This is a genomic window from Robbsia betulipollinis (assembly GCF_026624755.1).
Classification (GTDB): domain Bacteria; phylum Pseudomonadota; class Gammaproteobacteria; order Burkholderiales; family Burkholderiaceae; genus Robbsia; species Robbsia betulipollinis.
The window spans coordinates 639,416-659,613 of the sequence record NZ_JAPMXC010000001.1 but is presented as its reverse complement, the minus strand read 5'-3'; the positions used below and the strand labels follow the sequence as shown (position 1 = coordinate 659,613).

At 64.5% G+C, this 20,198-nt stretch carries 20 protein-coding genes; 10 read left to right on the top strand and 10 right to left on the bottom strand.

What is annotated here, in order from left to right:
* Positions 1-64: 64 nt before the first annotated feature.
* A complete protein-coding gene (locus OVY01_RS02900; RefSeq protein ID WP_267845514.1) occupies positions 65-1,093 on the bottom strand; it encodes a hypothetical protein in 1,029 nt (342 codons plus the stop codon).
* 507 nt (positions 1,094-1,600) lie between these two features.
* Between OVY01_RS02900 and OVY01_RS02895 the strand changes: the two genes are divergently transcribed.
* From OVY01_RS02895 to OVY01_RS02885, 3 genes are all read left to right on the top strand, one after another.
* Positions 1,601-2,626: a porin gene (locus tag OVY01_RS02895; RefSeq protein ID WP_267845513.1), complete on the top strand. Its 1,026-nt coding sequence runs from the start codon at positions 1,601-1,603 to the stop codon at positions 2,624-2,626.
* 238 nt (positions 2,627-2,864) lie between these two features.
* A complete protein-coding gene (locus tag OVY01_RS02890) occupies positions 2,865-4,055 on the top strand; it encodes a helix-turn-helix domain-containing protein (protein WP_267845511.1) in 1,191 nt (396 codons plus the stop codon).
* 196 nt (positions 4,056-4,251) lie between these two features.
* Positions 4,252-5,367: a lactonase family protein gene (locus OVY01_RS02885; RefSeq protein ID WP_267845509.1), complete on the top strand. Its 1,116-nt coding sequence runs from the start codon at positions 4,252-4,254 to the stop codon at positions 5,365-5,367.
* Positions 5,368-5,438: 71 nt separating this feature from the next.
* Here OVY01_RS02885 and OVY01_RS02880 read toward each other — a convergent pair whose 3' ends face one another.
* The 3 genes from OVY01_RS02880 to OVY01_RS02870 form a co-directional block, all read right to left on the bottom strand.
* Positions 5,439-5,750 (bottom strand): hypothetical protein, encoded by a 312-nt coding sequence (locus tag OVY01_RS02880; protein WP_267845507.1) that lies wholly within the window; start codon positions 5,748-5,750, stop codon positions 5,439-5,441.
* 157 nt (positions 5,751-5,907) lie between these two features.
* On the bottom strand, positions 5,908-7,413 hold the full coding sequence (locus OVY01_RS02875) for an MmgE/PrpD family protein (protein WP_267845506.1): 1,506 nt from the start codon (positions 7,411-7,413) through the stop codon (positions 5,908-5,910).
* 339 nt (positions 7,414-7,752) lie between these two features.
* Entirely contained in the window at positions 7,753-8,082 is a 330-nt protein-coding gene (locus OVY01_RS02870; RefSeq protein WP_267845503.1) for a hypothetical protein, read from the bottom strand.
* A gap of 425 nt (positions 8,083-8,507) precedes the next feature.
* Between OVY01_RS02870 and OVY01_RS02865 the strand changes: the two genes are divergently transcribed.
* The 4 genes from OVY01_RS02865 to OVY01_RS02850 all read left to right on the top strand — a co-directional run bounded on the left by OVY01_RS02865 (position 8,508) and on the right by OVY01_RS02850 (position 13,152).
* Entirely contained in the window at positions 8,508-9,857 is a 1,350-nt protein-coding gene (locus OVY01_RS02865; RefSeq protein ID WP_267845502.1) for an MFS transporter, read from the top strand.
* Between the two features lie 73 nt (positions 9,858-9,930).
* The gene (locus OVY01_RS02860; protein ID WP_267845501.1) at positions 9,931-11,139 is read left to right on the top strand and encodes a peroxidase-related enzyme; all 1,209 of its coding nucleotides are present in this window, start codon (positions 9,931-9,933) and stop codon (positions 11,137-11,139) included.
* Positions 11,132-12,709, top strand: coding sequence for a flavin-containing monooxygenase (locus tag OVY01_RS02855; protein WP_267845499.1), 1,578 nt, complete (start codon positions 11,132-11,134; stop codon positions 12,707-12,709). Before OVY01_RS02860 ends, OVY01_RS02855 begins: the two co-directional genes overlap by 8 nt.
* Positions 12,710-12,723: 14 nt before the next feature.
* Positions 12,724-13,152 (top strand): DUF3293 domain-containing protein, encoded by a 429-nt coding sequence (locus OVY01_RS02850; RefSeq protein WP_267845497.1) that lies wholly within the window; start codon positions 12,724-12,726, stop codon positions 13,150-13,152.
* On the opposite strand, the gene OVY01_RS02845 is transcribed toward OVY01_RS02850, so the two are convergent.
* The 3 genes from OVY01_RS02845 to OVY01_RS02835 form a co-directional block, all read right to left on the bottom strand.
* Positions 13,153-14,073: a TauD/TfdA dioxygenase family protein gene (locus OVY01_RS02845; protein WP_267845495.1), complete on the bottom strand. Its 921-nt coding sequence runs from the start codon at positions 14,071-14,073 to the stop codon at positions 13,153-13,155. It abuts the gene before it with no gap.
* 176 nt (positions 14,074-14,249) lie between these two features.
* On the bottom strand, positions 14,250-14,531 hold the full coding sequence (locus tag OVY01_RS02840; RefSeq protein ID WP_267845493.1) for a hypothetical protein: 282 nt from the start codon (positions 14,529-14,531) through the stop codon (positions 14,250-14,252).
* 2 nt (positions 14,532-14,533) lie between these two features.
* A complete protein-coding gene (locus OVY01_RS02835; RefSeq protein ID WP_267845492.1) occupies positions 14,534-14,962 on the bottom strand; it encodes a hypothetical protein in 429 nt (142 codons plus the stop codon).
* A gap of 218 nt (positions 14,963-15,180) precedes the next feature.
* Between OVY01_RS02835 and arsC the strand changes: the two genes are divergently transcribed.
* Positions 15,181-15,537 carry an arsenate reductase (glutaredoxin) gene (gene arsC, locus OVY01_RS02830; RefSeq protein WP_349293482.1) on the top strand — a complete coding sequence of 119 codons (357 nt, stop codon included), beginning with the start codon at positions 15,181-15,183 and terminating at the stop codon, positions 15,535-15,537.
* Here arsC and OVY01_RS02825 read toward each other — a convergent pair.
* Entirely contained in the window at positions 15,529-16,386 is an 858-nt protein-coding gene (locus tag OVY01_RS02825; protein WP_267845490.1) for a helix-turn-helix transcriptional regulator, read from the bottom strand. The genes arsC and OVY01_RS02825 overlap by 9 nt on opposite strands.
* Positions 16,387-16,484: 98 nt before the next feature.
* On the opposite strand from OVY01_RS02825, the gene OVY01_RS02820 reads away from it, so the two are divergent.
* Entirely contained in the window at positions 16,485-17,372 is an 888-nt protein-coding gene (locus OVY01_RS02820; RefSeq protein WP_267845489.1) for an SDR family oxidoreductase, read from the top strand.
* A 30-nt stretch (positions 17,373-17,402) separates the two neighbouring features.
* On the opposite strand, the gene OVY01_RS02815 is transcribed toward OVY01_RS02820, so the two are convergent.
* Complete coding sequence (locus tag OVY01_RS02815; RefSeq protein WP_267845488.1) at positions 17,403-18,194, bottom strand: SDR family NAD(P)-dependent oxidoreductase; 792 nt, start codon at positions 18,192-18,194, stop codon at positions 17,403-17,405.
* A gap of 342 nt (positions 18,195-18,536) precedes the next feature.
* On the opposite strand from OVY01_RS02815, the gene OVY01_RS02810 reads away from it, so the two are divergent.
* A complete protein-coding gene (locus OVY01_RS02810; RefSeq protein WP_267845487.1) occupies positions 18,537-18,866 on the top strand; it encodes a hypothetical protein in 330 nt (109 codons plus the stop codon).
* Between the two features lie 543 nt (positions 18,867-19,409).
* Here OVY01_RS02810 and OVY01_RS02805 read toward each other — a convergent pair.
* On the bottom strand, positions 19,410-20,186 hold the full coding sequence (locus OVY01_RS02805; RefSeq protein ID WP_267845485.1) for a DeoR/GlpR family DNA-binding transcription regulator: 777 nt from the start codon (positions 20,184-20,186) through the stop codon (positions 19,410-19,412).
* Between the last annotated feature and the right edge of the window lie 12 nt (positions 20,187-20,198).

The window sequence follows — 20,198 nt, the reverse complement described above, 5'->3', positions numbered from 1 at the left end:
CAGTCCGCAGGAACGGCCCCGCGCACCACCGGGGCCGTTCCCGTTATACACCGCGGTGCCGGGCCTAGAAGTGGATTTCGGCCATGACCATCGGCGCCGATGTCCGGGTATTGACGGTCTCCGATGTCGGCGTGCCATACATATTGTGCCAGTATTCGTATCCCACACCGACATAGAGTACCCGCGGCCGCCGTGCCAGGGCGCCGACATCGGCGAGCAACGAGACCCGCGTGAGGAACTCCGTCGTGGTGTTGATGCCGAAGCCGTCCTTGCCCTTGGGACCGGTCATGGTCGCGAAACCCTTGAAAACCAGCGGTACCGGTCCGGCCTGCAGCGGTATCATCCAGGAGCTTTCAAGATGCCAGGCGGCGTGGAATTTCACGTCGGTATTCGTGATGCCGTTGTGGTTGCTCTCGGTCCGCACCCCGGCGGTGAAATTCCAGTAGCCTTGCGGAACGGCGAATTCCACGGTCGGTCCGAACACCAGCATGCGGGCGGCCTCGGCATATGCATCGTTTTTGGTACCGAATTCATATCCGGTGGTGAAGCCGATATCGCGGATGAAGCCGAATCTCAGCGAATGGCCGAAAATCTTCTCGCCGCTCCATTCCACCCGTCCGACGCTGTACACCTCCTGCGCACCGCCCGTGGCGCTCGCGTGCGACGTTCCGGCTTCGGGATTGGCGGCGTTCGACACCAGATAGTCGACGGTGAAGGCGTAGCCGCCGTACTTGAAGCTGCCGACGGTCGTGAGGTAGCCGATTCGCAGCGCGACCTTGTCCGGCACGCCGGGGAAATGAAAATCCGTGCCGTAGCGAAAGCCCACATACGTATCGTTCCAGACCGCGGGCCGCGCGTCGCCGCCGGTGATCTTTCCCAGATCCGTCTTGTCGGGGGTGGGCGCGGGTGTCGGCGTGGGTGCCGGATTCGTTGCGCTCGTGGAGGTTGCCGGGCTGGTCGGGGTAGCGGGGGTCGTCGGGGTCACGGCGAGAACGGGCGGGATCACTTCGTCCGCATAAACCGGTTCGATCAAACAGCACAATGCCGCCATTCCGAATATATGCTTCAGCACAACTGATGATTTCTCTTTCATGTCTCCATCCGAGTGGAATGTCAATCGTATAGTGGGCGTGGTCGTTTTTCCGACTCTTGGTTCTTTTCTTGCCGCCGGTATCTCCCCACAGGCCGCCGCCACCGGGCGCCGTTGTGGTGGTAAGAGATCGTAGGGGATGCACATTCCCTTGCCATTACACAAAAACCAGATTCGCTGGCATTTTTGCGCAAAATCAAGGGTTAACGCTCGCTCTTATCGCCGGTTACGAACGGCGAGGCAAAGGCGGAACGCCCGTTTCGGGGCAGGTCGGAGGCAGGTCGATCCGCGGGTATGCCGCATCGCGCATTGCGCCGATAAAAATCCAAGCGAATCCTGTTTTTGTCTAAGGACGATCGTTCTTTTCTCGAATATCCTGCTTCAGTCGAGACAATGCTTCCTGAGGTGACCTCCTGCGCGTGATTCTTGTTGAAAAGGATGGTTGTATGCGGGATTAAATTAGTATTACAAATAAAAATACAAATAAAAAATCATAAATCTGGAGACAAGATGAAAAAGCTGGTCTGTTTCGCGTCTGGCGTGGTGGCGGCATGTGTATTTCAGACGGCGCACGCGCAGTCGGCGGTCACGCTGTACGGCGTGATCGATAACGGTGTGGAATATCAGAAAGCGGGGGCCAGCAGTGTGGTGCGGGTGGTATCCGGCGGACGTTTCGCGAGCCGGTTCGGCTTGAAGGGCAGCGAAGACATCGGCGACGGACTGCATGTCAACTTTCAGTTGGAACAAGGCTATTCGGGTGCGACCGGGGCGGCGTCGAATTCCGCCGCTGCATTCAGCCGTCAGGCGTGGGTGGGCGTATCCGGAGGATTCGGCGAGGTGCGCGTCGGATTGCAGAATACGCTGCAATACGCCTACCTCAATCCGGAACTGGATCCGGTGTCGGTCATGACGGTCGGATCGCCGATGAACAGCTTGAACAGCCTCACCGTACGGGTCAATAACGCGATTTCCTATCTTTCGCCGACGCTTTACGGTTTCACCGGGCAGTTCATGATCGCGGCGCGCGATTCGACGACCAAGCCTTCGAATGGCTTGCAGTTCTACAACGGGGTGATCCATTACGCAACGGGGCCGTTTCGTGCCGCGGCCGGATATGAACAGGCGGCGAACGCCACAGGCACCTCGATGCTGAAGATATTCAGTGCGGCGACGTCGCTGGGCGTGGGGGCCGCGCGGTTTTTTCTGGCATATCACACGGAACGGCAAACGGACAACACCGACAAGCGCGACGTCTACGAAGTATCGGGTTCCTATGATTTCAACGTCGCCAATAAACTGTCCCTGATGTATGGCTACGCGCATGACAAGACGGGCAACGGCAACAATGCGCAACAAGTGGGCCTGACGTACGAGTATTTCGTGTCCAAGGCAGTGACCGTGTATGGTTCGACGAGCTTCCTGCAGAACCGGAACCGTGCGCAATTCGCCATCAACGGTACAGCCTATACGGGTATACCCGTCGCCCCGGGTGCCGACGCGCGCGCCATCATGGTAGGCATGCTGCATCGGTTCTGATGGTCTGGGTTCCGATGGTCCGGATGAATGTCCGGAAGCGCGCAGTCGCGACGTTCGGGTAAATCGCAGGTCGCGCTGCGCGCCAATATGTGGAAAAATGCGGGCTGTGTTCTGTCGCTTGCCATTGGCCACTGGTCGCCGATGAAAGGCCGGTTGACCGAAGAAGACGCATGCCGAGCATCGAACCGTTGTTGCCATTGCTGACGCCGCCGCTTCGCGTCTCCCCCGTCGCGAGGCGATGCCCTACCTCGTCCCGCGTGCTCCGCGCGTCCCGGCACCGCGCCGCGACCTGTGCCCGCTCCGCCCCCCACCACACGAAGGTGGCGCGTGGAAACCCTGCGATGTCACGCGACCTCTCTTCCCCCGCCATCCCGCCGCCGCCGCGCGGGGGCAGGGGATCGATCTATTCCAATCAAGCGCATGCCATGCCGATCGCGGTGTCGAGACACCGTTGCCCAATCGACCAGAATGCGAAGGAGACTTTATGACACACAGTGTCATGGCAAAGTACCATCCCGGATGGAACGGCAAAGCGAAGTTCATGAGCGTTCCCAAGGTGCGTTTGTATGTCGACCGGCCGGAAGAGGATAACTGGTTGGTGCACGTGGGGCATGTCACCGATCGCGGTCGCTGGCGCACCGAGCCGCACGCGCATCCGGCGTATGGGCAGGTGATCTTCATCCGCAACGGAGAGGGCGTCATGAATCTGGAGGGAAGCAGGGTGCCGTTCAAGGGTCCCTGCGCTCTGGTGTTGCCCACCGACTGCGTGCACGGGCTGGATTACGAACTCGATGTGGACAGGTGGGTGGTGACCATCGAGCAATCCTATTTGATGCAGGTCAATGCCAAGCTGAATGAATTCATTTCATTCTGGGCGCTGCCGCGTATCATTCCGCTGTCCTGCTCCGCCGATGCCGGCATGGAATTCTATAGTCTCGTCGGCAAGCTCAAACAGGAACTCGAATCGGATGCGGTGGGCCGGGTGGCGGGAACGGAAGCGTTGCTGACGACGTTGCTGCTCATGCTGGTCCGCCAGGCGAGCCTGGAGACGCCCGGGCACGAGAATTCCACCCGCAACGATATTTGCCTGGTGGACCGGTTTCGCAAACTGATCGATCTGCATTACCGGGAAAGCCTGCCCTTGCAGGACTATGCCTCCATGTTGGCGGTGTCGCTGGTGCAACTGCGCGCGGCATGCGCATCGGCCGCGGAGCAAAGCCCCACCAAGATGATTCATGCGCGCATCATCACCGAGGCGAAGCGCCACCTGATCTTTGGCGACCTGTCGGTTGAGCAGGTGGCATTCTGGCTGGGCTTCGCGGATGCCGCGTACTTCACGCGGTTCTTCCGCAAGGAAGTGGGTCAGGCGCCGAGCCAGTTCCGGGTCATCACGCGTCAATCGTCGCAGCGGAAAACGCTGCCTCAGTAGCCGGGTCCGGATGGAAAAATGCCAGGGAACCCGATTTTTGTGCAGGGACGCAGGCGCGTGAATCGAATACGCTTGACCGGGTGGTTGCCATCGTCGATGGCAACGAACCATCGGGTCTTTCAATCGAACCACTATGATGCAGGGTCTGCGCAGGAACAGGGCGACGTGGTGTGGCGCCGTTTTGGCAATCATCGCCTTGCCTTGGTCGGTCGGAACGGATGCGAAGCCGGGCAAGCCCGTCGACGTGCCAGGAACAACAAGCGCGGAACTCACGTATGTCGGTACGCAGGAACAGGATATCCGGGCGCTGCGCTTCGATGCCGCCACCGGGACACTCACGACGATCGGCCCGGTCGAAAACGGACTGTCGTCCACCTGGCTGGTCACGCATCCCTCGTTGCCCGTGGTGTATTCGGTCGACGACCACACGGCGAGCGAAGGGAGCATCACCGCGTTCGCGGTGAATCGCCGGTCCGGCGCGCTTGCTGGGTTGAACGCGCAAGCGACGCGCGCCAAGGGCACTACCTACCTGTGGTTCGACAAGCCGTCGATGACGCTGCTCGCGACGAATTACGGCAGCGGGTCCGTGTCGAGTTACCGTGTGAACGGCGACGGCAGCGTGGGCTTGCGCATCTCCACCGTCACGGAGACGGGTTCGGGGCCGAACAAGCGGCAGCAGAGCGCGCATGCGCATAGCGTCGCCATCGACCCGTCGGGCCACTATGCGCTGGTGCCCGATCTGGGCGCGGATCGCGTGTTCATCTATCCGTTCGATCGTGCCACGCGCACATTGTCATCGAGCCGGGACGATCCCGCCGGATCCTTCACCGCACCGCCGGGGAGCGGCCCTCGCCACCTTGCGTTCGGCACGAATGGCGTCTTCGTCTATTTGCTGACGGAACTCACCGCCCAGGTGTTCGTTCTGCGCTGGGATGCAGCGCAGGGGCGATTGACGCCGGTGCAGTCGCTGCCGATCAGCAGCGGGGAATTCAAGGGACCGAAAAGCGGCGCCGAAGTGGCGGTCGGTCACGACGGACGTTTCGTGTATGTCGCGGACCGTGGCGAGAGCACGCTCGTGGCGTATCGCGTCGATCCTGGCTCGGGAACGCTTTCGTTCGTTCAGCGCGTGCCTTCCGGCGGCGAGCGGCCGTGGGATTTCGAGATCGATTCGTCGGGAAAATGGATGCTCGTTGCGAACCAGCGCAGCAACACCATGAATGTGTTCGGCATCGATCCCGCTTCGGGCCGGATCACCGACACCGGGCGGTCCGTCGCGATACCCCATCCCGTCAGCATCACGTTCGTGAGATGACGGGTGCCGGATAGCATCGTTGCCTTGCGGGCCGGTCAGGGGCGGCCCTCGCGGGCAACGCCCCCGTAGCGTTATTTGGTGCCGGCGCCACCGCCCGAGCCACTGCCGGAACCGCCGGTCGCTGCGTCCGTGCCGGTTTTCGACATGCTGCCGCCCACGCTCTTCGAACCGCTATTCTTGCTTTTCATCCGGCCGGTGGATGATTTCGTCATGGACGAACTGCCGCTCATCGTCGTGCCGTTCGTGTTCGTCCCCATCGCGGAAGGGTCCCCCGTGCCATGCTCGGGCGTCGTCGTCGCGGTGCTTTGCGCTACCGCCGCGACGGATGCGCCAAGCAGCGCGAGCGCGGCGAGGGATGAGGCAATGATGCGGATATGCGACATGGTGTGCTCCTGGGTTTTTATTTGGTTGAACTACCAGGTAGGCAAGCAATCGCCGTTCCATGTCGTGCAATGAAGGCGGGATCGCACCTCGCCCGCAAAAGGCCGTTCGCACGCGGCGGATTGTCGTAGGGGGTTTCTCGGCGTGCGTCGGGGTACGTCATGCGGTGAACAGGGGCCGCAGTGTCCGTACATCGCGAACGGTTTCAAGCCGATTGATGGCGGCGATCAATCTATCGGTCTTCTCCTTTCCCAGCACGGGAGCCATCAGATCCCGGGACTTCTCGTTGACGGCCTGCGTGTCCAGGGGATTTTCCTTGGTGCCGGGAGGGTACTTCGTGAAATGCGAGACCTTGCGGCCATCGTTCAGGGTCACTTCGACGATGCTGCCCCGCGGCGCGGCGGGATTCATCAGTGCCGCGTCCGCCACGACGGCGACCTTGGCACGCTGCCGCTCGATCGTGGCATCGTGCATCAGCGCCACGTCGTGGCTGTCCACGAACGATACGGCGCCTTTCACCAGCGCGAGCGCGACGAGATGCGCGCAGTTGACGTCGGGCATCGCGCTCTCGCCCACGATGCCGATCGCGTCGCTGGGAATCTTCACCAGGATGGCACGCACATTATCGGGATTCAGCCCGTATTGCTTGCGCAGTGTGAGGAAGGCATCCAGCGGCGACTGAATCGGATACCCGACGGAGAACGTCTTGATGGCGGTCTCGCCGACGTAAAACCGTTTTCCCAGTCCCGCGAGCATTTCTTCCGGCTGGGGTTGCGAGGACAAGGCCATGAAAAGGTTGTTCGTGCCGTCCAGCACATCCCATACGCCCGTCATGCCGGCCTGCACCATCGATACCGCGGTCAGTCCATTGCGCGCGCCCATGCCGGCGAAATCGAAGGCCTTTTCGATATGGTCCTTGTCCTTGACCCAGCTCCACAGACCCGATACCTGCTGCGAGGAATAGGAAATGGCATAGCGCATGCCGGTTTCGTCCAGTCCGGCGAGCGGTGCCGCGGCGCCCACGCTGCCGAAGGTGGAGGCGGTGCCTTCGGCGCTGCGGCCCGTGTGGCGCACCAGATCGGGGCCGAGCGCCATCAGCAGGCGGCAGGCCATGTCGTATCCCAGCGCGACCGATCGCATCATGGCATCACCGCTGCTGCCCGACATTTCTCCCATCGCCAACGCCGACGGCACCACCGAGCTTCCCGGGTGCGCCTTGGTGACCGGCTCGAAATCGTCCGTTTCATCGGAATGCGCGCACATGGCATTGGCCAGCGCCGCGTTGATCGTCGTGGTGCGGAAATCCGCGCCGACGACCGACGCCTGCGCGGTTCCGCCAAGGGACTTCACGTACCGGGTCGCTTCCATTCCGGGGCGCATGCGGCTGCCCGACACCATTGCGCCGAACGTATCGAGAATGCGGTGCTTGCATGCCAGCGCCACGGCATCGGGAAGCGGAGTGCTCCCCGCCGAAACCATGTAACGCGCCAGTTGCCCCGTGATGTCGTCTCCTTTGGGTGGGAGGGTATCCTGGGCGGGGTGCCGGATGGATCCCCCCTGCGCGTCCTGCGCGCGAGCGGCTCGCGTTCCGGCGAGCGCCAGCGCCGAGGCGGCGCCGATCGCCCGCAGTATGTCGCGGCGGCGCTTCCTATGAAGTGATGACATGTCTTCCTCCAAGAATATCGATCGATACGGGGCTGGGCGAGCGGATCTTTTTCGTCGTTCCCTGTTTCCGCATGCCCCGCGCGGCGCCCTTCGGCGCATGCGGAACCCCCGCGGTTCAAGATATCTCACTTTGGAGCGTGCCGTCGGGGCCCCGGGAGCGGTGCTGACGCGGCATCGATCCCGGAACGCGGAGCCGCGTGCCGGTCACCGGCGACGGTCGCCGGCATGACGACGAATCGTTCGCTATGCGAATGGATGGATGAAAGGGCTGGCCCTGCGCGGTGGCGGTTCTTGTCGGAGGGTGCAGGTACTTTCACGAGCCCGCATGGCGAGAAGGATTCAGCCCAGAGCGGTCGTGGAAGCTTCACATTCCGGCCCGTCGCTCGCCGGCCCGGATTTTTGCATGGATTCGATCGCGGCGACGGCTTCGTCGCTGGTTTGCGACAACTCCGCCCCGTGCGCGCGAATGGCCGCGATCAGTTCCGCCGGCGTGATTTCGTAGCAGACGGCCCGCATCACGCCCGGCTTGCGCTGGTCCAGGTCGACCATGATGATGGTTTTGCCGTCACGCGACGTTTGCAACCGAACCTGGCGGCAGGGCGGGGTATTCTCGGAGGGGTGCTCGGAGAGCAAGGACATTGCGCCGGTAGCGCCGATCTTCAGGGTCATGACGGATTTTCCTAAACGCCTTCGCGAAGCGCAACTAACGGGTACGCCATATCGCATGCACCCGGCATGCGCGGCAGACTGCCCTTGCAAAACTCCCATCCGGCGGGAAAGACATGCGGAGACCGCCATTATGCGGCAACGAACGGTCTTCGGGAGAAAGGCAACATCGTCGCCGACGAGACTTTACAAGAACCCCCGGATAGGGTATATGCAGGTCGCGATATGCTGTACAGACGTACAGTACCTGCAAACAATGGGCGCGTCAAAGGCTGTTCCGCGCGCCCTGCCTGCTGCCCGCGTCGCGAAGGTACACTATCGTCCGTGGATCGCGCCGCGCGTGTCGGTGCCGGCCGAATGCGCCGGCGGCACGCCCGGCGCGGCGACGCATCATCAAAGCGACACCGTCGCGAAGGAAACTGGAACGCATGCTTGTCACCTCGAACGCCCGGCGCGGCATCGCCGCCGCGGTGCTGGGCAACGCGATGGAGTGGTACGACTTCACCGTATTCGCCATCATGACGCCGATCATCAGCAAACTGTTTTTTCCGGTCGACGCGGCGATACCGGGCAGCGAACTGAACGCGATCCTCCTGACCACCGCGCTGTTCGGCGCCGGTTTTTTCATGCGCCCGGTGGGCGGCGTGTTGCTGGGCTTGTACGGCGACCGCCGGGGCCGCAAGGCGGCAATGACGCTCGGCATGGCGTTGATGGCCCTATCGATACTGCTGATGACGTTCGCGCCCACTTACCGGCACGCAGGGGTGGTCGCGCCGCTGGTCGTCCTGATCGCGCGATTGCTACAGGGGTTCTCGGTCGGCGGCGAATTCGGCACGTCCACCGCGTTTCTGATCGAGATGGCGCCACGGGAGCGCACCGGCTTCTTCGGTTCCTGGCAGATCAGCGGGCAGCTGATGGCGAACGTGCTGGGCGCGGCGATGGGCATGGTGGTCACGCAGTGCTTCACGCCCGCGCAGCAGGCCGCCGGCGCCTGGCGGATACCGTTCGCGGTGGGTCTGATCATCGTGCCGATCGCGCTCTATCTGCGGCGCAGCGTGCTGGAGTCGGAAGCCTTCCTGCACGCCGCGCGGCAGGCGGCCGCGCGCGCGCAGGGTTTCGCCGCGGATCTGAAGCAGCCCGGCGGAAAATACCTGGTGGGCATGGGTATGGTGGTCGCGAGCGCCGTGTCCTTCTACGTGACCTTCGGCTATACGGTCACGTATGCGAAACAGGTCCTCAAGCTGCCGTTGATGCAGAGTTTCATGGTGCAGATGCTCGCCGCCATCGTCATGCTGATCGTCGTGCCGATCGCCGGCGCGGCGGCGGACCGGCACGACCGGAAGAACCTGCTGCTCTGGTCGCTCGGCGCCTATCTCGTCACCTTGTATCCCCTGTATTCATGGGTCACGTCCGAACCGTCGATCGGGCGTCTGCTCGTGACCCAGGTGATCGCGGGCGTTTTCAGCGCTTTCTTTCTCGGGGTCTATTGCACGACGCTTGCGGAGATGTTCCCGGTGCGCGTGCGTTCCACATCGTTGTCGATCGTCAACAACGTGGCGGTGCTGATTTTCGGCGGCTTCGCGCAGTTCTTCGTGACCTGGCTGCTCAAGCTGACCGGCTCGCCGCTGGCACCCGTGTTCTATGTAATGATCGGGTTGTCGATCGGCTTCGTCGCGGTCGTCTGCATGAAGCGCGAGCCGCGCGTCGCGTTCGACGCGGGCGATGCCGTCGACGCGGTCGACCCGGCGACGCTTCGGAAACACGGAAAAGCGCCATAGGCACGAAAGGCACGAAAGGCACGAAAGGCGTGGGTATGCGCGCCTGTCCGACAAAGTCACAAGGAGTTTCAGCTTGAACCGACCATGGAGCCCGGAAACCCCGGGCGACGTCATCGATCGGATCGTCGATCCGGCGAATCCGCTGGCGGCCGCGGCACTGCGGCAACATCGCCCGAAGATCGTGGCGGCAGTGCAGGGCGCGTTCGACGCGCTGTTTCAGGATGACGGCGGTAGCCTCGATCTGGATACGCGCCGTGCCTGTGCCGCGCTGGTGGCGCATTTGACACCCGAACCCGCGCTTGCGGCTTTCTATGCCGCGGGAGCGGCACCGGATGCGGGCATTGCGGCGCAGACTCCCCTGCGGCAGGCTGCCCTGGCCCATGCGCGGCGCGTCGCGCTCGCGCCGGAGGAAGCCGGGCCGGGTTCGCTGGCGTCGCTACGCGCCGCGGGCTTGTCCGAGCGCGATATCGTGACCCTGTCGCAGTTGATCGGTTACGTGGCGTTTCAGGCGCGTGTGATCTGCGCGGCGCGCGCGCTGCTGGGCATCGATGCCGACGCCGTGGACGGCGGCGGCAATACCAACAGCGACGACGCCGACGTGGATCTCGCCTCGTTCAAGCGGTTCCGCGGTTTCACTTCCGCATCGCTCGACTGGCAGTCCTGGCTCGCGCCGGTGGAGGCCGCCCGGGCGACGCCGGAACAGAACGCGGTGCTGGACGAAAGCGGCCCCACGGCCCGGACTTCGCCCTACTACCTGACGCTGGTCCACAACCCGGACGTATTGCGGCAGCGCAGCAGCGCGTACAACGCGATCATGTATGCGCCGGGCGGACTCGCCCGCGCGGACCGCGAACTGGCCGCTTTGGTGGTATCGATGCTCAACGGTTGCCCGTACTGCGCCTCGGTGCATGCGCAGCGGCTCAACCAGTTGACGCGCAACGGCGATCTGGTCGAGCGCGTTTTCGCGGACCCCTTCACCGGGGGCGCCGATGCGCGCGAACAGGAACTGCTGCGCTATGCGCGGCGGCTGACGCTCGAAGCCGGGGCCTTCGACCAAGGCGATGTCGCCCGCCTGCGCGCGCTGGGCATGCGCGACGACGAGATCGTCGATTTCTCGCATGTCGTCGCGATTTTCGGCTGGGCGAACCGCCTGATGCAGACGCTTGGCGCCCCCGCGCCGGCAGCCGGTTCCGATCCCGTGTCGGCCGACGCCGCGGCGGCTCCCGTGCCGCCCGTCGATTCCGCGCCCACGTCGCCCGCCAGCGGAGCGCCGCATGACTGATGAGGGGCTGACACCTTCGCCGGCAGCGGCTTTGACGCCACCTGTGACACCTTCGCCGGCAGCGTTCGCGACATCGCCCGCGTCCGCGCCGCCGCCGGCTTCGCTGGCGGCGCTCGAAGCGCGCCTCGCGCAGGATCTGAAGTGGCTGGCGCTGCCCGCGCCGGCGTGGTCGCCGCGCCGCACGCACCGGGGCGAGGCGGTCAGCGACGTGCTGATCGTCGGCGCCGGCATGTGCGGGCTCGCGGCCGCCGGGGCATTGAAATTGCTGGGCATCGACAATCTGCGCATCGTCGACCGGGCACCGGCGGGGACGGAGGGCCCCTGGGTGACCTTCGCCCGCATGGAAACCCTGCGCTCGCCGAAGGAACTGACGGGACCTGCGCTGGGCCTGCCCGCGCTGACCTTTCGCGCGTGGTTCGAATCGCAGTTCGGCGCGGACGCCTGGGCCGCGCTCGACAAGATCCCGCGTACGCAATGGATGGACTATCTGATCTGGTACCGTCGCGCGCTGGGCCTGGCGGTGGAAAACGAGATACGGGTGGTGCGTGTCCGGCCGCTGGACGGCCTGCTCGAAGTGACGCTGGCGGATGCGCGTGGCGCGGAGCAACGCGCCTGGGCGCGGCACGTGGTGCTCGCCACCGGCCGCGACGGCGGCGGACAGCCGCAGGTGCCGGCGATCGCGCGGCAGTTGACGCGCACGCGCTGGGCGCACTCGGCCGACGACATCGATTTCGCCGCCCTCGCGGGGCGTCGCGTCGCGGTGGTGGGCGCGGGCGCTTCGGCGATGGACAATGCCGCCGCCGCGCTCGAGGCCGGCGCCGCGCGCGTCGACCTGTTCGTGCGGCGTCGCGATCTGCCGCGCATCAACAAACTCACCGGCGTCTCCAGTCCCGGTTTCGCGCACGGTTTCGCCTTGCTGTCCGACGACTGGAAATGGCGCATCAATCACTACGCGATGTCGTCGCAGACGCCGCCGCCGCGCGGCAGCACCTTGCGGGTCTCGCGTCACGCGAACGCCTATTTCCATCTCGGCAGTCCGGTCGAAACCATCGTCGATGAGGCATCGCACCTACTGGTCAGGACGCCACGCGGCGAATACCCGGTCGATTTCCTGATTTTCGGGACGGGCTTCCGGACCGACTTGCGCGCGCGCGGCGAACTCGCCCCGGTGGTGGACGCGATCCGGCTTTGGGAAGACGTCTTCGACGCATCGCGGGAGGGAGAGAACGGCGAACTGGCGCGGTCGCCTTACCTTGGCCCGGCGTTCGAATGTCTGGAAAAGGTGCCGGGAAGCTGCCCGGGCCTGGAAGGCATCCACCTGTTCAACTATTCCGCGCTGGCGAGCCAGGGCAAGCTTTCCGGCGACATTCCCGCGGTCAGCATCGGGGCGCAGCGCATGGCCCAGGGCATCATCGCGAGCCTGTTTCGTGATGACCGCGAGCACCACTACGCGGCGTTGCAGGCTTTCGCGAAACCGGAACTCTTCGGCGACGAATGGACGGATGCGGATGCGCCCGATGCGGCCATCGATCGCGATACCGACATGCCGGTTGCCGGCGCCGGGGTGTGAGCGACGGGCCGCCCATGCCGTCTTCTTCGCGGATACCGGCGGACACCGTGCAGGCCTACCGTGAAAGCGACTACCGCGTCGCGTCCGTACCGCCGCTGGTGCTGCGCGTCGATTGCGCGAGCGCGGCGCTGCGCGGTCTGCATGCAGCCTATGGCGTCGCGTCGAGCGTCTTCCTCACGGCGTGCAACCCCCTGGGCCGCATCCAGGATTCCGAATGCAACCGGCGACGGCAGACGCTCCTCGCGGACACATTGCGCCGGATGCGGTTCCCCGCGATCGACGGGATCGGTCAGCATCCGACGAGCGACTGGCCCGGGGAGCCCAGCTTCCTGATCCTCGGACCGGACCGCGACACCGCGATCCACCTGGGTCTGCGGTATGAACAGAATGCGTTGATCTGGTGCGCCGCGGATGCGGTGCCGCGACTGCTGCTGTTGCGGTGATCAAAAAGGCGCGTCGCCCTCGATCGTCGTGCGGTGCAGACGCCGCCGCTGCGATTCCGGGCAGCCGGCCGCGAGATGCTGCAGCGAGCGGTTGTCCCAGAAAACCATGTCGCCTGCCCGCCAGACATGGCGGTACTGGAACGCCGGCTGCACGCTGTGCGCGAACAGCGCATCGAGGATCGCACGGCTTTCGTCCTCGGGCAGGCCGACGATACGGGTCGTGAAATGCTCGCTGACGAACAGGGCGCGGCGGCCGTTCTCGGGGTGCACGCGCACGATCGGATGTTCGACGGGCAGCACCTGTGCCCGCTGCGCCTCGCTCAGGTTCGGGCGCCACGGGCTGCGCGCCTGCAACTCGGCGTAGCGCGCCAGATAGGTATGCTCCGCGCGCCGGCCTTCTATTGCCTTGCGCAGGTCCGCGGGCAGCGTATCCCATGCCAGATGCTGGTTCGCGAAGAGCGTGTCGCCGCCGTCGGCCGGCAGCTCCCGCGCATACAGCATCGATCCCAGGCTGGGGTTTTCCTTGTACGACAGGTCCGAATGCCAGAAGTGGCCCGCATCGCCCAGCCCGATGGGCGCGCCGTTCTCCACGATATTCGACACGATCAGAATTTCGGGATGACCGGCGAGATGGAACTGGTGCAGTACATGGATCTGCAACGGGCCGAAGCGCCGGCTGAATGCGATCTGCTGCTCGGGGGTGATGTCCAGATCCCGGAAGATCAACAGATGGTGATCGAGATGCGCGCGGTGCAGCCGCGCGAAATCGTCCGCATGCAGATCCCGATCGAGACGCAAGCCGAACACCTCGGCGCCAAGCGCGCCGTCCAGCGGTCGAATATCGAGTGTGGGGGCGCGAAGATGGCGGTCCCCGGCGGGACGCACGCCAGCGGCGGGGGCAACTGCGGGAGACGATTGCATGAAAGACATCCAGAGAGGCCAAAGGCCATTCTAGGAATGCCAGGGTACCGGCGCAAACAAGCAATCGTGCTATGCATCGGATAATTCGAGATAACGCGGCGTCGGGATCGTTTCTCCAGGCCCCTGCAGGGTGCCCGGAACGCGCATGCAACGCGCAGCGGGCGCTCAATCGGCGCTCAATCGGCGTCCGGCCGCCGCCGCAGCATGGCCGACCAGGCGGTGATTTTTCGCAGGTAGTCGCGCTTCAGGTCCTCGGCGATATGCCGGATCACGGGATTGCCGGGATGGCGATCCACGCCCGAATCGATGATCCGCGCGATCCAGCGGTTCGCGTGTTCGACGCTGCGCGCGTCGCCGCCGAAGCTGACGAGACTCAGTTCACCATGGAGCGCGTCGAGCGCCCGGTTGGCCTGCTCCACATGCCGGCTCATTTTCATCGCCATCGCATCGATCGACATGCTCACCATCCCGTGCTGTTCAGCAGCAGTTCCGACAGCAGTTCGCGCCGCACCGGGTCCAGAAGATTCAGATCGAGAAAATCCGACAGGCCGCACTGCTTGCGCAGCCGCACCGCCTCGTGCGGGTTGTACAGCGAGAGCAGCGCCGACAGAAACATCTGCTCGGTGCGTTCCAGCGTGCCGACCCCGTGACGGATGGTCGCCAGGCGCGGCACGAGGTCCCATTTGCTGGATGCCTTCGCCAGATCGGCGATCCTGCCGCTACCGAAATACCGGGCGCCGACGATCGTGACGGACTGACGCCACGCGCGCAGAAAGCGCGCTTCCACGACGCGGATATGAGGTTCGTTCGTCTCACCCGTGTAGGAGGGGACGGACCGGCCAGCGCCTCGGCGTTCCGCCGTCGAATGCAATCCATCGTGGTTCAACATGTATCGATTCCTGGTCATGTTCGTCCTACCGGTGAGACACCGTCATGCACAGTTCAGGCATGAGCGAATCTCGAATGGTGGCATTATGATCAATGCAATATCGATGCAATTCACTGAACAACGGTGTTATTACCGAGTATTTCCCGATCCTGCGCGATGCGTCGCAATGAATCATTCGATCGCTTTTTCGCGGATCGCCGCGCTTTACGAGGACATTCATGGAAGTGACGATCTATCACAATCCGAACTGCGGCAACTCGCGCGACACGCTGGCCCTGCTCCTCGGTGCGGGAATCTCGCCTCGCGTGGTCGAGTATCTTGAAACCCCGCCGTCACGTGCCGTGCTCGCCGATATGATCGCCAGGGCGGGGCTGTCGGTGCGCGACGCGATCCGGCAAAAGGAGCCGCGCTACATGGCAGGCGGCCTGGACGATCCCGCGCTGGAGGATGCCGCCTTGCTCGACGCGATGCTGCGCGATCCGATCCTCATCAACCGGCCATTCGTCGTCACGCCATTGGGCGTGCGCCTGTGCCGGCCACCCGCGATCGTGCACGAGATCCTGCCGCTACGGTAGCGGGGCCCGCGCCGGAGCGGGTCGCGCACGCTCGGCAAGCGCACCGATTCGTTCGGCGATCGCCGGGTCCAGCGGCGTATAGACGATCAAACCCAGATCCGGCCGACCGTCGACGGCGAATGCCGAATACTCCAGATCGATGGCACCCAGTTCGGGGTGGCGCAGCCGCTTCACGCCGTCCCCGTCGGCCGGACGCAGTACCTCGTTGTCTTGCCACAATGCCGCGAACTCCGGGCTGGCGGAACAAAGTTCGCTCACCAGGTTGCCGGCCTCGGAACTCAGGCCCGCGCGTGCCGCATCGGCCCGGAAAGTGCCCACGACGAAACGCGCCACCGCTTCCCAATCGTGCTGCCGCGCGCGAACCTCGGGGTGGCAGAACAGAAAACGCAAAACATTGCGCCGATCCGCGGGCAGCGTGCCGTAGTCGGTCAGCACGACGGTGGCCGCCCGGTTCCAGGCGACCACATCCCAGGTCGCGGTCTTGATGATCGCCGGACTCGTGCGCAGCGAATCGAGCAGACGCTGGAGGCGCGGATTGACGCCATCGACCGGTTTGCGGCGAACGTCGGGCGGCCGCCCGAGGCCCAGTAGGAACAGGTGCTCGCGCTCGGACTCGGTCAGCATCAACGCGCCGGCGATCCGGTTCAGAACCGCCGCCGACGGCGCGCCGCCGCGCCCCTGCTCCAGCCAGGTGTACCAGGTCGGGCTGATGCTGGCGCGCTGCGCGACCTCTTCCCGGCGCAGTCCCGGCGTTCTTCGGCGTCCGCTCAGACCGAAGGTCGCGGGATCGAGCCCGGTGCGACGGCTTTTCAGGAAAGTACCGAGGGAACCGACCATCTCGTTCGACATGCGCATCCTGTTGGTCATCTTACTATGATGATGTCACTACTTTACCGGAATGAAAAACGGCCCGATAGTCGAGCGATCGACGACCAAGGAGGTTCACCATGCGACTGTTTCTTACCGGTGCGACGGGCTTTATCGGTTCCGCGCTCGTTCCCGAACTCCTGGGCGCGGGTCACCAGGTGATCGGCATGGCACGCTCGGACGCCGGCGCGCGCGCCCTGACCGACGCGGGCGCCGAGGTGCATCGCGGCACCCTCGAGGATCCCGAAAGTCTGACCCGTGGCGCGGCGAAGGCGGATGGCGTCATCCACACCGCCTTCGACCACGACTTTTCGAAATTCGCGGAGAACTGCGAGAAGGACCGACGCGCCATCGCGGCGCTCGGTGTCGCGCTTGCCGGGTCCGACCGTCCCTTGCTGATCACATCCGGGACCGGAATGGGTGCCGGCGGGTCCGGTGGGTTGGCGACCGAGGATGTCTTCCACGGCGATCACCCTCATCCGCGCAGTGCCTCCGAGCAGGCGGGAAACGCGCTGCTGGCCGCGGGCATCAACGTCTCGGTGGTGCGATTGCCCCAGGTTCACAACCCGTTCAAGCAAGGCCTCATCACGCCTCTCATCGCGCTGGCCCGCGACAAAGGGGTGTCGGCCTATGTGGGCGAAGGCCACAACCGCTGGTCCGCGGGCCATCTGCTCGACGCGGTGCGCCTTTACCGGCTGGCGGTGGAAAAGGGGGAACGCGGAGCGCGCTATCACGCGGTGGGCGAGGAGGGCGTGAGCAGCCGCGACATCGCCGAGTCGATCGGCCGGGGTCTGAACGTGCCGGCCGTATCGGTGGCGCCGCAGGACGCGGCGGCGCACTTCGGATGGCTGTCGATGTTCGTCGGAATGGATATGCCGGCCTCCAGCGCGCTGACGCAGGCCCGCTTGGGGTGGCGGCCTGCCGGACCGACGTTGATCGCCGACCTCGACGAGGCGCGTTACGTTTAGGGCCTGCGATACGGAACGGCCGGACGCGCTTCAATGCCCGCGATACCGCCCGGCGGTGGCCTTATAAAACCGCCGCGCCACCAGCGTGCGTGGAAGAAGTTTGCCGATGGTCGCGATGAGCTTGTTCGCGTTGCCTGCGATCACGGCAGGCTGGCCTTTGAACAAGGCGTCCAGCCCGATCACGGCCACCTTCGCTGGGAGGAGGGCCGTACGCCGCGTCGCCGGCGTCGGCTGGAACCCCGAGGCCGCGTCGAAGCCGGTTTCCATATAACCCGGCGACAGGACCGTCACGCCGACTTTCGGCGCAAGCTCCACATGGAGCGCTTCACCCAACGACAGGACATAGGCCTTCGATGCCCCATAGGCGGCCAGCAGCGGCGCGGGCATATGCGCGACGACGCTGGCCACCAGCAGGATATGCCCGCCCTCCGCCGCCATCATGCGCTGCCCGTAGAAGCGGGTCAGTTCGGTCAGCGCGAGGATGTTCAGTCGCAGCATCGATGCCACGCGGTCGGCGTCCTGTTCCGCGAAACGCGCGTGGAGACCGAAGCCCGCGTTGTTCACGACGACCGTGGGCGAGAGTCCGCTGGCATCGAGGGCCGCGGTCAGTTCCTTCACGCCTTCGGCTTGGGACAGGTCGGCAGGTTGCACGACAACTTCGACGCCCTGGCTGGCGCGGATCCGTTCGGCCAGCGCCGCCATGGCGTCCGCTTTGCGTGCCGTTAAAACCAGAGCGTAGCCCCGCCGGGCCAGGTCCTCGGCGAAAGCGCTTCCCAGCCCGCCCGACGCGCCCGTGACGAGCGCGATCTTCTTTGAATTCATGACGCCCTCCGATGCGCTGCGGTTATTGTGGGATGGCTGGGGGCCGTTGTAAAGCCGTCGGTATCGGCGTGGTTGCGGCTCGTGGATCTCGGCGGGGCATCGGCTGAACCGAACATGGAACGCGACATATGAAAAATCCAGTGCGATTCAATTGAGACCGCTTCACGTTTGTTTCGCCTTTCGCGATATGCGTTCGCGCGGCGCGGCTCAATGCCGGGATGTGGTTTACTCAGTCCGAAACACGTGGCGCGCGATGCGGGGCGCATCCGGCGCGCCTTCCGCAACTCGTGGAAACCGCATGCCGTTCATGGCGGAATCGATGCATTTCGATGGAGGAGCGTCATGGCGCCGCCCGTTACCCGTTCCTCAAAAACCGTTGTTCCCGACGCGCTTCTGCATCCTGACCCGGACGCACCGCTCAGGGCAGCAAACCCACCCCGTCAGCGAAGCCCGAACGGCCTTTTGACGGGTTTGCCGCAGCGTCGGACGTCTTCGCTTGTTTCCGGCATCGCCGACGTCCGGCCTGCTGGTTCACCGACAGGTGACGGCGCGCCAGGGCGAGTCAGACGCCCGGCACATTCGGTAAAAATCCTGGAGGCCTCCCGGTTTCAGCTTGCTGGCTACCTGCGCGCGCGCACGGCGTTGAACCGCACCATCGATGGCAGGGAATGACGGGATTTGCAAGTCGGGCAGGAAACGCTTTCGCAGACGCGGGCTGCCTTCACCCATTTGCGCGGCAATGTGATTCCCGATATTCAGCGGACCGGTATCGACTTGTACGCGCGGTATCGGTCCACCGGTTCTTTGTACATGCGTATACAGCATGTGTTGCAAAGCTGGCACGTGCGAATCAGCCGCCTGGATCGCGCGAGGCGCTCAGACATGAAGTCCAGGCCAGCGGCGTCGCCCGGGCGATGGGTCTGAATATCCGCTCCGCGAGCGATGGCAGAAATACCGCTGCAATTGATGCGTCGATGCGTGGACTGCTTGGTTTGCCAGCGGAGGACCAGGAATAAAACGCTTGTCCAAGGTGCGGGGCAGCGCATTCGTAAGCGGTCCGTGCACGATGGCGCTGAGTTCAAGCAGCGGCTCGCCGGGCCGGCACTGCGGCCCGACACGTCCATGGCCGGGTTGACATCGGCCCACGGCCTCAACGCCGACCTGCTGCGCATCCGAATCCCCATCACCATGCGCCGGCGCGAACCGTACTCGTGCTCAGGGAGCGATCGGCACCACTTCGACGCTGATGCGGGACATCGCGCGAAAAGGGGCCAATTGCTCCGCGCTGGAGAGCGCGGTCGTCATCAGCCGCCAGCTGCGCGTCAACGGTGTCCAGTGATGCTGCCGGGCCCGCCCCAGCTTGCTTGCATCCGCCAGGACGATGACCTCGGATGTGCGCTCGATGATGCGCTCTTTGAGATAGGCTTGTTCGGCGGTGGCCTCGCACAGGCCGTGGGATGCGAGCACGCCGTCCGCGCTGAGAAACGCGGTGTCGATGCTGAGACGATCGAGCGCCAGCACGGCAAGCGGTCCCAGCGTGCTCATGCTGGTCGTGCGCAGTTCACCGCCCAGCAATGTGATTCGGACGCCTTCCGCCGCCGCTAACGTTCCGACCACGAGCAGGTTGCCGGTGATCACGTGCAGATTCGGTATGGCGGTCAGCCGGCGAGCAAAGGCGGCGCAAGTGGTGCCCCCGTCAAGCATGATGCTGTCGCCCGGCTTGATGTGGGCAACCGCCGCGAGCGCAAGCGCGGCTTTCTCTTCCTGCTGCGCCGCCTTTCGCCCTTCAAGCGAGACCTCCGGCTCATAACCCCCCATCAGGGCGGCCGCACCGCCATAGGTGCGCACCAGGCGCCGCTCACGGGCCAGTGTGTTGAGATCGCGCCGTATGGTCACTTCGGAAACGCACAAGGCGGCACTCAGCCGTTCAACGTTGGCGTCGCACCCCTCCAGGAGATCGAGTATGGCCTGGTGCCGTTGTGCTACTTTCATTGCATTTTCTCA